Annotated in this window: 8 protein-coding genes, 1 tRNA gene and 1 other RNA gene; 2 read left to right on the top strand and 8 right to left on the bottom strand. The window is 61.9% G+C overall.

What is annotated here, in order from left to right; genetic code table 11:
* Positions 1-22: 22 nt before the first annotated feature.
* The 5 genes from H6A15_RS04045 to tadA form a co-directional block, all read right to left on the bottom strand.
* Entirely contained in the window at positions 23-391 is a 369-nt protein-coding gene (locus H6A15_RS04045) for a GntR family transcriptional regulator (RefSeq protein WP_204672411.1), read from the bottom strand.
* A 343-nt stretch (positions 392-734) separates the two neighbouring features.
* Positions 735-2591 (bottom strand): ABC transporter ATP-binding protein, encoded by a 1857-nt coding sequence (locus H6A15_RS04040; protein WP_204672410.1) that lies wholly within the window; start codon positions 2589-2591, stop codon positions 735-737.
* Positions 2588-4582, bottom strand: a complete 1995-nt coding sequence (locus tag H6A15_RS04035) for an ABC transporter ATP-binding protein (protein ID WP_204672409.1) — start codon at positions 4580-4582, stop codon at positions 2588-2590. The genes H6A15_RS04040 and H6A15_RS04035 overlap by 4 nt, the downstream gene beginning before the upstream one ends.
* Before the next feature lie 236 nt (positions 4583-4818).
* Positions 4819-4914, bottom strand: an RNA gene (gene ffs / locus H6A15_RS04030) — signal recognition particle sRNA small type.
* A gap of 126 nt (positions 4915-5040) precedes the next feature.
* Positions 5041-6954, bottom strand: coding sequence for a tRNA adenosine(34) deaminase TadA (gene tadA, locus H6A15_RS04025; protein WP_204672408.1), 1914 nt, complete (start codon positions 6952-6954; stop codon positions 5041-5043).
* An 81-nt stretch (positions 6955-7035) separates the two neighbouring features.
* Between tadA and H6A15_RS04020 the strand changes: the two genes are divergently transcribed.
* Together H6A15_RS04020 and H6A15_RS04015 are read left to right on the top strand one after the other, a co-directional pair.
* Positions 7036-7125: transfer RNA gene (locus H6A15_RS04020), tRNA-Ser, on the top strand.
* 165 nt (positions 7126-7290) lie between these two features.
* The gene (locus tag H6A15_RS04015; RefSeq protein ID WP_204672407.1) at positions 7291-7842 is read left to right on the top strand and encodes a LemA family protein; all 552 of its coding nucleotides are present in this window, start codon (positions 7291-7293) and stop codon (positions 7840-7842) included.
* A 171-nt stretch (positions 7843-8013) separates the two neighbouring features.
* On the opposite strand, the gene H6A15_RS04010 is transcribed toward H6A15_RS04015, so the two are convergent.
* The 3 genes from H6A15_RS04010 to H6A15_RS04000 all read right to left on the bottom strand — a co-directional run bounded on the left by H6A15_RS04010 (position 8014) and on the right by H6A15_RS04000 (position 12643).
* Positions 8014-10212: a polysaccharide pyruvyl transferase family protein gene (locus tag H6A15_RS04010; RefSeq protein WP_204672406.1), complete on the bottom strand. Its 2199-nt coding sequence runs from the start codon at positions 10210-10212 to the stop codon at positions 8014-8016.
* Between the two features lie 24 nt (positions 10213-10236).
* Positions 10237-11379, bottom strand: coding sequence for a glycosyltransferase (locus tag H6A15_RS04005; RefSeq protein WP_204672405.1), 1143 nt, complete (start codon positions 11377-11379; stop codon positions 10237-10239).
* 223 nt (positions 11380-11602) lie between these two features.
* Positions 11603-12643, bottom strand: a complete 1041-nt coding sequence (locus H6A15_RS04000) for a branched-chain amino acid aminotransferase (protein WP_204672404.1) — start codon at positions 12641-12643, stop codon at positions 11603-11605.
* Positions 12644-12838 lie beyond the last annotated feature (195 nt).

Raw genomic sequence — 12838 nt, 5'->3', positions numbered from 1 at the left:
GGGAGACGCCCGGCAGTGGCTGCTACTCGAGTACGAGGGAAAACATCTCGGAGAGCTCTTCGTCGGAAAGCCCTATGGCCCTGCCCGCCTCGACGGACTTGCCCATGAGCTCTTCCACCTGACGCAGCTGCTCCTCTCGGATGAGGTCGGCGTTGCCGCCGGCGACAAAGCTCCCCTTGCCCTGGACGGTCTCGATGAGGCCGGCGGCCTCAAGATCCGCGTAGGCGCGCTTCGTGGTTATGGCGCTTACGCGCAGGCTGTTGGCCAGGGCGCGAATGCTGGGGAGCTGCTCCCCCTCGGTAAGCTCACCAGTGAGAATCGCACCTTTGATTTGGTCGACGATCTGCTCGTAGATGGGCTTGGCACTCGCGTTGGAAATGATGAGTTCCACGAATCCGGTTTCCTTTCTTCCGCCCGGCAGGGCGTCCCCTGCCGGGAATGCCGCATGTGGGCGTCCCCGCAATGCGGCATGGGGAACGCCTGACGTCATCGCATTCCCCAAACGGGTATATGTGTGTATATCCGTTAAGTACAGTATATACACACCTATACACAATGCAAGGGTATTTTATTGAGCAGTGGATGGTTTTTTCTTGCCGCGAGAAGACATCATCGGACGCCCCATGCATCCCCCGGGGTCGACCAGCCAAGGCGCGAGACGGGGCTGCCCCCAACAGTGGATGATTTGGACCCGTCCCCACGCATCCAGGTGGATGAATCGAACCCGTCCCCGATCATCCACTGAATTGGCTGTAGTACAGCTCGGCGTAGGCGCCGCCCTGGCCAAGCAGCTCGTCGTGCGTCCCCCGCTCGATGATTTTGCCGTCCCGCATCACCAAGATGCAGTCGGCGTTGCGGATGGTGGAAAGTCGATGCGCGACGATAAAGCTCGTCCTGCCAGAGATCATCTCGTCGAAGGCAGCCTGAACCTGCAGCTCGGTGCGCGTGTCGATCGAGGAGGTCGCCTCGTCGAGCAAAAGAATCGCCGGGTCGGTAAGCATGACGCGGGCAATCGAGAGCAGCTGCTTCTGCCCCTGCGAAAAGGTGCCCCCGTCCTCGGGAATCACCGTGTCGTAGCCCATCGGCAAAGCCGCGATGAACGCGTGGGCGTGCGCGCGGCGGGCCGCCGCCTCGACCTCCTCGCGTGTGGCGTCCGGCCTGCCGTAAGCGATGTTGTCGTGCACCGTTCCCTCAAAAAGCCAGGTGTCCTGCAGCACCATGCCGAAGGCGCCCCGCAGGCTTTTCCGCGTAAGCCCGAGGATATCGTGTCCGTCGATCCGGATCTGGCCGGTATCGACGTCGTAGAACCGGAGCAGCAGATTGATGAGCGTGGTCTTGCCGCACCCCGTGGGTCCGACGAGCGCGAAGCGCATTCCCGGCCGGGCGTGCACGCAGATGTCTCGGAGCAGCGGACGGTCCTTCACATACGAGAAGTCAACATGATCAATCTCTACGTCGCCGGTCGGGTACGAGAGCTCCACGGCATCCTGCGAATCGGGGGTTTCCTCGGCAGCATCCAGAAGCGCGAAAAGACGGCGAGCGCTGGCGAACGCCGTCTGAATCTGCGTGATGACGCTCGTGATCTCGTTAAAAGGCTTCGTGTACTGGTTGGCATAGGACAAAAACGTCTGGACCTGGCCCACGGTGAGGGCGGCGGGAACGCCCGTAATCACGCAGACGCATCCGATGATGGCAACCACCGCATAAATCACGTTGTTCACAAAGCGCGTCCCGGGGTTCGAGAGCGAACTGAGAAATTGGGCGCGCTCGCCGGCCGTATAGAGCTCGGCGTTGATGGCGTCGAAGCCCGCCTGGGCACGGTCGCCATAGGCAAAAGCGTCGACGAGCTTCTGGTTTCCCACCAGCTCCTCGACATAGCCTCCCAGCTGGCCTTGAATACGCTGCTGGGCCGAGAAGCTGTGGTTGGAGAGCTTCGCGATGAGCGAGGCCACCACTACGGACAGCGGCGTCACCAACACCACGACGATTGCCATGGGGACAGAGATCGAAAGCATGAAGACAAGCGTTCCCACGATGGTGACGACCCCGCCAAACAACTGGGTAAAGCCTTGCAGCAGACCGTCGCCGACCTGGTCCACGTCGTTCACCACGCGGCTGATGAGATCGCCGTGGGCGTGCGAGTCGACGAAGGAGAGCGGCATGCGGAACAGCTTGTCGTTGGCCTCCACGCGCATGTCGCGCACCGTCTCGTATGAGAGGCGGTTCACGCAATAGCCTTGCAACCACTGAAACGCGGCGGCGAGCACGATGACGACCGCCATGCGCACCAGAAGAGGCGCAAGCGCCGTAAAGTCGACGGCGCCCGCTGCAATGATGAGGTCGATGCCCTGGCCGGTCAGAATGGGCACATAGAGCTGCAGCACCACCGAAATCGCCGCCGAGGCAAACGATACGATGAACGAACCCAGATGCGGGCGAACATAGGAGAGGAGCCTGCGCGCCACCACGGACGTCGGCATCTGTGGAACCCTGCCGCCCGAATCTCCGCCCTGTCCGTCAAGCCCCCCTGAACCGGAGATGCTCGATGCCACCGTGGCGACCGATCCCACCGACTGATATGGGTTGCTCATCGGAGACCCCCTTTCTCATCCTCTCGACTCATGGCGCAAGCATCCGCGCCATCGAGGCGGACGGCGACGTCCTCCGAGCGGCCAGATCGCGACGGGTCGGCGCCCGGACGCTCCGGCCCTGCAGCGTCTTTTGCCTGAGCTCCCGCCTTGGCCCCCATGCTTGCGCCCAGCTCCTCGCGTTTGAGCTGCGAGAGGCAGATTTCCTGGTAGATGGGACATTCCGCCAACAGCTCCTCGTGCGTGCCCTGGCCCACGATCTTGCCGCGGCGCATGACGCAGATAACGTCGGCGTCGCGCACGGACGACACGCGCTGCGACACGATGACGGTGGTGAGGGGGATGCCCCCGGCCGCGTCCGACGTCTGCCCCAGGCCGCGAATCGCCCGGCGCAGCGCCGCATCGGTCTTGAAGTCGAGGGCCGACGCCGAGTCGTCCAGAATCACCACCGCAGGCGAGCCGACGAGGGCGCGCGCGATGGTTAGGCGCTGGCGCTGGCCGCCCGAATAATTCTTGCCGCCCGCTTCGACCGGGCTGTCGAGCCCCTGCGGAAGCTTTCTCACAAACTCAGCCGCCTGCGCGCACTCGAGCGCACGCCACAGCTTATCATCAGGCGCCTCGGCATCGCGCCAGCAGAGATTGGACCGAATGGTGCCCGATACGAGGGAGGCTTTCTGCGGAACCAGAGAGACGATCTGCCTCAGCTGGCGCAGAGGCCATAAGCGAACATCGGTGCCCAGGACCTCGACCGCGCCCTCGGTAACGTCGTAGAGGCGAGGGATCAGCGAGATGAGCGTCGACTTTCCCGACCCCGTGCCTCCGATGACGCCAAGGGTCTGGCCGGGGGCGAGCACGATGTCGGCATGGTCGACAGCGTTTGCCGCGGCGCCCTCGAAGGCAAAGCACGCGCCTGTCATCCTGAGGGCGCAGACAGCAGCATCGCCCTGCCCGCCCTCCGCGCTTCCCTGAAGCAGCGGACGCGGCGCAGGCCGCATCCCCTGTGCCAGGCGCGCCACATCGACCGGCGCGTTGCCTTCGTCGGACACGCTCGGCTCGCATTCGAGCACCTCGTTGACACGCGCGGCGCTTGCGCTCGCCTTGGTGAACACCACCACGAGATTCGCCACGTAGACAATGGACAGCAGCGTCTGGGTCATGTAGTTCACAAACGCCATGACCTCTCCCTGCGTGAGTTCTCCAACGTTCACCTGGATGCCGCCTGCCCACAAAATGGCGCAAACGCCCAGGTTCATCACCAAAAAGGTGACCGGATTCAGCACCGAGGAGAGCCTCCCCACGGCGATGGCGGTCTCGGCCTGGTCGTACGCCGCCGCACGAAAACGCTCCCGCTCGTGCTCCTCGCGCACGAAGGCGCGGATCACGCGGGCACCAGAGAGGCCCTCGCGCGTGATGAGGGCAATGCGGTCGAGCTTCTGCTGCATCTGGCGGAAGTAGGGTACACACCTTGCCATGACCACCCAAAACACAACGCCGATGAGCGGCGTCGAGACAAGAAAGATCACGCCCAGCTTGAGGTCGATGAGGAGCGCCGCGGCCATTGAGCCCACGGCAAGAAACGGCCAACGGATGAGCTGGCGCACGCCGAGCGCTATCGCCAGCTGCACCTGGTTCACGTCGTTGGTGATGCGCGTGATGAGCGACGGGGTGCCGAAGCGGTCAAGCTCCGCATGCGAGAGGCGATTGATGGAGCGATAGAGCTCACGACGGATGTCGGTGCCCATGCCCTGCGAGGCGAGTGCGGCCATCTTTTGACAAATAAGGGTGAACCCCAGGCCGACGAGCGCCATCACAAGAAGCAGGATGCCGTAGCGGATCACCTCGGGCAGGTCGCGAGACGTCACGCCCTCGTCAATCATGCGGGCTATGACAAGCGGCGTGAGCAGGTCAAAGAAGACTTCCAGGAGTTTAGTCGCGGGACCGATGATGAAGTAACGCCGATATGCCCCGGCAAATCGCTGGAAGAGTTTGAGCATGGCACGACCTTATGACGTCTCGCCCAAACGCAAGCGGCGGGCGGAGGGGAGCTTTGAATCCCGTCCATGATAGCGCCCGGCGGCGGCGGCAAATGTAAAGGTATGGAAATCGTTATGGCGGGCCGCAGAAGCAGCACTGCCACAGGGCCAGGGGCGCATGCGGGACACGTCCGAGCGGGCCGCCCCTCTCTCCGGCACGTATGCCGGCCTCCCCATCAAAGAGAAAACGCCCTGTGCTCTCGATGGATTCGGGTGCCCGTCAGAGGCTCCTTATGGCTGCTTCCTCCCGGACCTGACCAGGTTCGGAACATATCGTCACCCGAACCCATCGAACGCACAAGGCGCGGAACGTCGCCTCAAGCGACTTCCTGTATGTTACCCGCTTCTTCGCCGCGCGTCGAGAGGGTGCACGCCTTTCGCGCAACTCCAACGCGAAGAGACAAAAGGGGTGAGCATTCCTACCAGGAGAGCAGGCGGGCGAGTGTCTCGCCCGCACAGACGAGGTTCGCGCGCGTCTGCTCCGGCGTCATCGCCTCTTTGAGCGGCATGGGCTGACGAATGATGGGAAGCACGAAGTCGATTCCGCTGCGGTAGACGGCATCCAGGCACTCCGCCCGCCCGCCGACGACGGCGATGGTCGGGCGTCCCCCCTCGCGAGCCCGGCGGGCGACCCCGACGGGGGTCTTGCCCGCGGCGCTCTGCTCGTCGAGCATCCCCTCGCCCGTTATCACGACATCGGCCTCACGAGCCGCCGCATCAAATCCGACCAAGTCGAGCACCGCGTCGATTCCGGAGGTGACGGCCCCGCCAAGGGCAAGAACCGCCGCGCCGACACCGCCCGCGGCGCCCGCGCCCGGAACACCGGGAAGGGAGCGAAACTGTGGGTCGCCGACCCGCCGGGCAGCCGCGTCGAGCAGCGAGCCGTACCGAATCATGCGCCGGTCAAGCTCGTCCAGACTGTCGGGCGCAAGCCCCTTCTGCACACCAAACACCTTGATAGCGCCGCGCGGTCCCACCAATGGGTTGGTGACGTCGCAGAGCGCCACCAGCCTGGCATGGGCAAGCGCCTGCAAGGCGGGCGCGAGGTCGATCTGCGCCACGTCGACAAACCCTGGCAGGCCGCCCTGTATGGGATCGCCGCCATCGTTGAGCAGTCGCGCCCCCAAGGCGGAAAGCATCCCCGAGCCGCCGTCGCTTGTAGCGCTTCCACCAAGACAGAGATACAGCGTGGACGCCCCCTGCCCCACCGCGTCAAGCAGCAGCTCTCCCACACCCCTTGTGGACCCGGCGAGCGCCATGGATTCAGACGTGTCCGACAGCGCAAGGCCTGCGACCTCCGCCATCTCGATAAAGGCGCCGCGCCCAGACGAGCCGCCAGCATTGTTTCCCAGGACCTGCGCCGCCTCGCTCTCGTCCGATTCGTCAAAGAGCAGGTAGCTCGCTTCCACCTCTCGTCCCGCAAGATCATGGCACCGCACAACGCGCCGCTCGGCTCCAAGCGCCGATACGAGGGCCGAGGCAGTCCCTTCGCCGCCGTCCCCCACCGGCAAGGTTTCCACAGCTAGCTCTGGATTCCCGCGATGCAGGCCTTCTGCAAGCCAGGCATTCGCCTGCTCGCTGGACGCTGAGCCCTTGAACGAGTCGAGCGCGACCAACACGCGGCGCGGACGCACGCCGCCCGGCCCGACAACAGCTCGCTCCAAAGCTTGAGCCCGCCCACGGGCCTTGCCTGCAGCCGCCTTTGCCGTGCAGGCGTCTGCTCCATCTTGCCCAGAGGCAAAGCCGCATGCGGGAGCCGCGGCCCCGCGACGACGCGGCGCCTCGGCAGGTGGTGCCGAGGCGCCGGAACCGTCCTGCCCGCCTGCCGTCGCCCGATTGCGCAGCGTTCCAAAAAATGACCGCAACACTTCGGCGCATTCCTCTTCGAGCACCCCGGCGGTCACAGAAAACCGGTGGTTGAGTCGCGGGTCGGCAGCAAGGTTGTAGAGCGTTCCCACGGCGCCGCCCTTTGAATCGCGAGCGCCATACACGCAGCGGTCGATGCGGGCGTTCACCATGAGGCCGGCACACATGCAGCAGGGCTCAAGCGTGACATATACGGTACATCCAGATAGCCTCCAGCGACCGAGTGCGCGAGCAGCCTCGAGCATCGCCGAAAACTCAGCGTGCGCAGACGGGTCCTCGTCGAGCTCTCGGCGATTGTGGGCCCGAGCAATCACCTTGCCTTCATACACGACCACGGCGCCGATGGGGACTTCACCCTCCCTCGCAGCGATATCGGCCTCGGCGAGCGCCTCGCGCATAAAGCCCTCGTCAACAAGGCGATCTGCAGCGCTCCCCGTGCCTGACGCCGGAGCTGTATATCCCCTCATTCCCGCCGCCCTTCCATACATGCTGAAGCCCAGGCGCCTCACGCGTCCCGCAACTTTGATTCGATGCTATCATTACCACACGGAGAGATGGCAGAGCGGTTGAATGCGGCGGTCTTGAAAACCGTTGGGCGCGCGAGCGTCCCGGGGGTTCGAATCCCCCTCTCTCCGCCAGCCGACGCGAAATCCCCCCCCCTCTCGAAGCTCGGTCATTGTGTAGCGACGGTGCGGCGAGGGGCGCCGCGACGGCGCGGACGGACATGGTAGCCGGACCTCCTGCAGCTTGGGTATACTGATGTCACCAACAAGCCCCCGGGCAGCGTTTGAAATGGAGAGGCCATGATTCCGGTCATCATCGTCATCGTCGTCATTTTTATCATCGGAGCCGCGATTGCGGGCCTGTACAACAACATGGTCACGCTGCGCAACCGCATCGACAACGCATGGCAGAACATCGACACGCAGCTGCAGCGTAGAGGTGACCTTATCCCCAACCTGGTGGAAACCGTCAAAGGCTATGCCGCACACGAGCGCGCGACGCTCGACGCGGTCGTATCCGCGCGCAATGCCGTAAGCGCCGCGACAACGCCAGAAGACAAGATGGCCGCCGACAACGTGCTCACCGGCGCGCTTCGCCAGCTCTTCGCTGTCGCCGAGGCGTATCCCGACCTTAAGGCGAACACGAACTTCATGCAGCTTCAAACGACGCTCGAGGACACCGAGAACAAGATTTCCTACGCGCGCCAGAGCTACAACGACTGCGTGCTCAACTACAACAACGCCATCCAGACCTTCCCGGGAAACATCTTTGCCGGCATCTTCCAGTTCAAGGAGCGCACCGGCTTTGAGGCAGCAGAAGCGGCGCGCGATGTTCCCGAGGTCAAGTTCTAACAGCTCTACGCGTCTGCCATGGCAGCGGCACCGACCTGCAGCTTCTGTTCGCCCACTGCATAAACTCGGCAAGAAGGCGCGACGGGCACCCGCTTATGGGTTTCCGCCGCGCCTTCTTTCATGTCCACCTTTTCTAACGCAATAGAACCCCATGGGAGTTCGCACATCTGCTTACCGGCCCCTGAAGAGTGCGTGGGGAACCTTGACCAGCGCATGCCCAAGCCGATAGCTTGTTGATTGTTCCAAATCGGAAATGCGGGCCCGCGCGGCATCGAGCTCCCCCTGAAGCTGCGTGACGCGCGCCGACAGCGCCTGCTCGCGAGCACGCGAGGCTTCAAGATCGACAGCCGCCTGAGAGCGCGCCCTCGGATAGAAAACTTCCGTTTCACGTGGAGCGGGTTCGTAGCCCTCGATGGCACTAAACAGCTCCTGGAACGCCTCTTCGACCTTAGGCGTCAGCGAAGCAAGCCCCTCTTCGATCTGCCTCCGGGTTACCTCGGGGTCGGCGCTGGCCCTGAGCGCCGCCGTGCTCAGGCTTCCCGCCACGCTATCAAGCGGGATGAGATACGCGCCCCTCCCCATCTCTCGAAAATGCGAGCCGACCTTTTCGTTGTAGTCGAGACCAATTGCCGGCTTTCCCAGCACATGATGAAGAATCGAGCAATGAAGGCGCATGGCAACGGCCATTGCCGAATGCTTGACCACCGATAGCATCTCGGGCATGGCGAGACGGGAGGCAATCTCGACCACCATCTTGGCCCGCATGCGCTCAGCCACGCGATGATGGATGTGGACATCGTCGGGATCGAAAGGAACAAAGGCAACGGCAAGACCTGTCTGTTCAGAAATCCGATCAAGTTCCGCGGCGAGCGCCTCTTCGAATCCTGCTGGATTGAGGGGCCAGTCGCGCAAAGCAACGGTAATGTACCTGTCGGGGAGCAACCCATCGGGAAGGTCGTCGGACGCGCGTTCCACAACCGTGTCATGCGCAGAAAGAACAAGGTCGGCATAGGCGCCAACCTGGGCCGAGGGGACCCCGCTCTTCAATGCGAGGTCGACGCTATCCTGATCGCGCAAAAGCAGTCGCGCTCCGGCGAGGCCGATATATCGCAGCGCCTCGCGCGTCGCCGGCTTGGCAACCGGACCAAGACCCGCACCAAGATAGAACGCCGGCACCCCATGCTGCCATGCCATGAGACAAGCAGCCGCCTGACATGCGGGATTGATAAACGGCTCCATGAAAAGCTCGATTTCACCGGCCGTCGTCGACATGGGGTCATCGAAAATGAGACCACCACAAAAGATCAAGGCATCTGCCTGAGAAATGAGACGGCGCATCCCAGCATAATCACCAGCGACCACCGCTTCAAAGCCACAAAGCTCCTCAACACGCTGTGCATTACCCGCAATAACCTGAATAACCGACTCTGGAAAACGCTCTCGAACTCGATCGGCCACCACCTGAAGCAGCAAATCGTCCCCGAAATTATCCATCCCAAGCCAGCCATACACGACAATGTTCTTCGCCCGAGACGTGCGGCAGACGCGCGTGGAGCCCTCATCGCCTGAAAGGGAGCCTGCAAGCAGATCCGATAGCATCGAATCAATGCACGGAAGCTCATCGAGCCAAGCCTGCTGCTGTGCAATCAGCCTCTCACGGTATTCGGCGTTTTCGCATGTTCGGTCGAGTACTTCCTTGAGGCTTGCCTCGCTAAAAGCTGGAATGCAAGGAGGCAGGCCCTCAAGCTCCAGCCTCTCAACAAGAGACTGCTCTCCAAGCACTAGGCACCCCTCTGCCATCCTGAGCGCAACATCAATAAGAGAGGGCGCGTCAGCCCCGTCAAATTGAAGCGCTACCTTCGCACAACGGGCCTCATGGGCCCCGGCGCCCCCATATGGATTAACTTCGCTCGCCCCATAACCAGAAACCAAAGAGACCATCTTTTTATTTGCGCATGCACTTGAAAGAAGCCTCTGTCGCATTTCCGTGGGCTCCTGCGTAATCAAAACATCTGTCTCACGCCCTTCGGTGGGCAGAGATGTTGTCGCGCACCGATAGGAGTCATCTTGGAACACGGGTATGCTTGCGCCCATGTAGCCACCATCAGAGTCGCCACGCCCCCCAAAACCAAACACCTGCACGCCCAAAGAGCGCGCAATCTCACCAGCATTCCCGCACGAAGAATCAATGAACACCAGGTCGGGCGCCATCCAGAGGCGAACGGCATCAAAGATGCTGTCGAAGCGCGCGTCGCAAACCGACACCACGCGCACGGCATGGCCAAGGCCGCGCAAAGCCCGCTCGATACGTCGCGCGGCGCTACCATCCCATAGCCTAGTGCCACTGATTACTAGTACTCGTGCAACCATATGCGCCCCTTCATGACCCAGTCTTTAGCGATGAAAAACCCCAGCAATGCCTGCAATCGCTCGAGCAAAGCGCCACGAGCGGGAAGCCTTGATGCCATTCAGCTCGTCTGTAACCTCAAGCTCCCTCGAAACGGCCTGCTCCGCCGCCGCACGATGAGCCCCATCCCACATTCTGAAGAATTCGGCATTATGTTCAGCGTCCTGATGCTGCTCAAATAGATTGTCCATCGGATCCAAGCTATCCATACGGCCAAAAAAACGTCGATAACGCTCGTCGACCAACTCGCTCCGATCCCATACATACTGCCGCCAATTCTGCTGAAACCCTTCAAACAGCCGCGTATACTCCCGCTTCGTCGCGCAGGTCTTCATCTGATATTCGAAAGTGTCCAACAGCAGGTTTACAAACTGATACTGAAACCACCGCTCGCCATGAACGCCTTCAAAGGCATCGTAGATCATCTGCAGGGCGACAAGTCCCGCCGCCTGGCGGTCGTTTCGCGTAAGGCTCCCCGCATTGTCCTTGCGGTAGTGATAAAGCACTTCGGGCACCAGCGTCACACGGGTTGCCGGGAGCATGGCGCGATAGACGAACACCAGGTCCTCCGACGAGCGCAGCTCCTCAGGATAGACCAAGTCCAAATCCTTGATATATGAAGCCTTGAAAGCGATGCGCCAGACATTGGGCGTGACAGCAAACATGGCAGGAAAATCTAGGTCGCGCGTAGCAAACGCCGATGCGTAGCACTCCTCATGCGGGCACCGAGGCCACGGAAACGAGACACGGGGCTCTTCGTAACATTCGTCAAGCGAATAGATCACCAGCTGAGCATCTCGCTCCTCAGCAGCACTCAAAGAACGCTCCACCAGCGTAGGCTCGACCGTATCATCCGAATCCATGAAAAGCAGGTAGTCACCGCGCGCTCTGGCCATCCCGGTATTGCGCGCACAGGATACGCCCGGCCGCCGCTCCCTCAGAACCACAAGCCGTTCATCATGCGCCGCCATACGAGCCAGAATGTCGGGCGATTCATCCGTGGATCCATTATCGACACAGATGACTTCGATGTCGCCACGTGTCTGGCCAAGCGCCGATGCAAGACATCCCTCCAAGTATCTTGCACTGTTGTAGACTGGAATCACAATGCTTGCCGATATGCCGTCCAACGGAGCCTCTCCTCCCTTGTGTGCACAATCATTAGGCGACGATTATACCAGCTAGAACCATATGCACATGAAGGCATGAAGAGCGGGGCGCAACGTTCACGTCCGCTCGACACAAGACGATGCCCCATCCCGAAGGAATCTTTCGATCCCCTTCTGGGACAGGGCATTGCTCTGACGCACGCTGAACATCAAGCGCGCCTACATTTAAAAGGCGGCTGCAAGCCTAGGCAATCTTGACTACCCAGCCGTGCTTGTCCTCGACGGCGCCGTCCTGGATGCCGGTGAGGGTCTCGCGCAGCTTGGTCATGACAGGGCCCATCTCGTCGTGGCCCTCGGGGAAGCTGACGACGGTGTCGCCATCGTGAATCTCGCCCACCGGGGAGATCACGGCGGCGGTGCCGCACAGGCCGCACTCAACGAACGTGCCTGCGACGACCTCCTCCCACTTCACGGGGCGCTGCACCACCGTCATGCCAAGGTCCTCGGCAACCTGCACCAGCGAGCGGCGCGTGATGGAGGGCAGAATCGAATCGGTCGCGGACTGCGGCACCACCAACACGCCGTCCTTGTCGACAAACAGGACGTTTGCGCCACCTGTCTCCTCAACAAACGTACGCGACTGAGAATCGAGATAGAGGTTTTCGGCGTAGCCGGCACGATGTGCGTCCATGGTCGGCTTCAGGCTCATGGCATAGTTGAGGCCCGCCTTGATATTGCCCGTGCCGTGAGGCGCGGCGCGGTCATACTGCGCGATGCAGATCTTGATGGGCTTGAGGCCTCCCTTGAAGTAGGGGCCGACCGGGGTCACGAGGATATGGAACTCGTACTCGGGAGCGGGCGCGACGCCGATGACCTCGCCCGACCCGATCATGAAGGGACGCACGTAGAGCGTGGCGCCTGAGCCAAACGGCGGAACCCAGGCTGCATTTGCCGCAACGACCTGCTTGACCGCCTCGACGAAGCGCTCGCGCGGGAACGGAGGCATCTCCAGGCGTTCGGCCGACGTGTACATGCGGTCGGCATTCAAGTCGGGGCGGAAGCACACGATGCTGCCGTCCTCGGTGGTATACGCCTTGAGGCCCTCGAACACCTCCTGGCAATAATGGAAGATGCCGGCACACTCGGACAGCGTGATGGTGTGATCGGGGGTCAGAGCGCCCTCGTCCCACGCGCCATCCTTCCAGTGCGCGACGTAGCTATAGTCGGTCGGACGATAGCCAAAGTCGAGGTTGCCCCAGTCAAGGTCCTTTTTCTCAACGGTCATGGAACGTCTCCAATCATCATGTGCTGTTAGAACCAAGCGGCAGGCCTGGGGGCCAGCCGAGACGTATGCGAGAGATTGTACTCCCCCGACTCGCCCGGCACGCCGGCTTCTTTGCCACGCTAAAGTTTTAACGAGCCACCTGCGCGCTCACATAAATCCTAGTGTTTCGCTATACTTAACGAATCAAACGCGAGA

The sequence above is a fragment of the Enorma phocaeensis genome, assembly GCF_016901575.1.
GTDB classification, from domain to species: domain Bacteria; phylum Actinomycetota; class Coriobacteriia; order Coriobacteriales; family Coriobacteriaceae; genus Limicola; species Limicola phocaeensis_A.
The sequence above is the reverse complement of the archived record's forward strand: the minus strand, read 5'-3'. Positions and strand labels throughout refer to the sequence as shown.

Coding starts and splice junctions, on each gene's coding strand:
- H6A15_RS04000 (WP_204672404.1), bottom strand. CDS start 12,643: ATGACCGTTGAGAAAAAGGACCTTGACTGGGGCAACCTCGACTTTGGC.
- H6A15_RS04015 (WP_204672407.1), top strand. CDS start 7,291: ATGATTCCGGTCATCATCGTCATCGTCGTCATTTTTATCATCGGAGCC.
- tadA (WP_204672408.1), bottom strand. CDS start 6,954: ATGAGGGGATATACAGCTCCGGCGTCAGGCACGGGGAGCGCTGCAGAT.
- H6A15_RS04010 (WP_204672406.1), bottom strand. CDS start 10,212: ATGGTTGCACGAGTACTAGTAATCAGTGGCACTAGGCTATGGGATGGT.
- H6A15_RS04035 (WP_204672409.1), bottom strand. CDS start 4,582: ATGCTCAAACTCTTCCAGCGATTTGCCGGGGCATATCGGCGTTACTTC.
- H6A15_RS04040 (WP_204672410.1), bottom strand. CDS start 2,591: ATGAGCAACCCATATCAGTCGGTGGGATCGGTCGCCACGGTGGCATCG.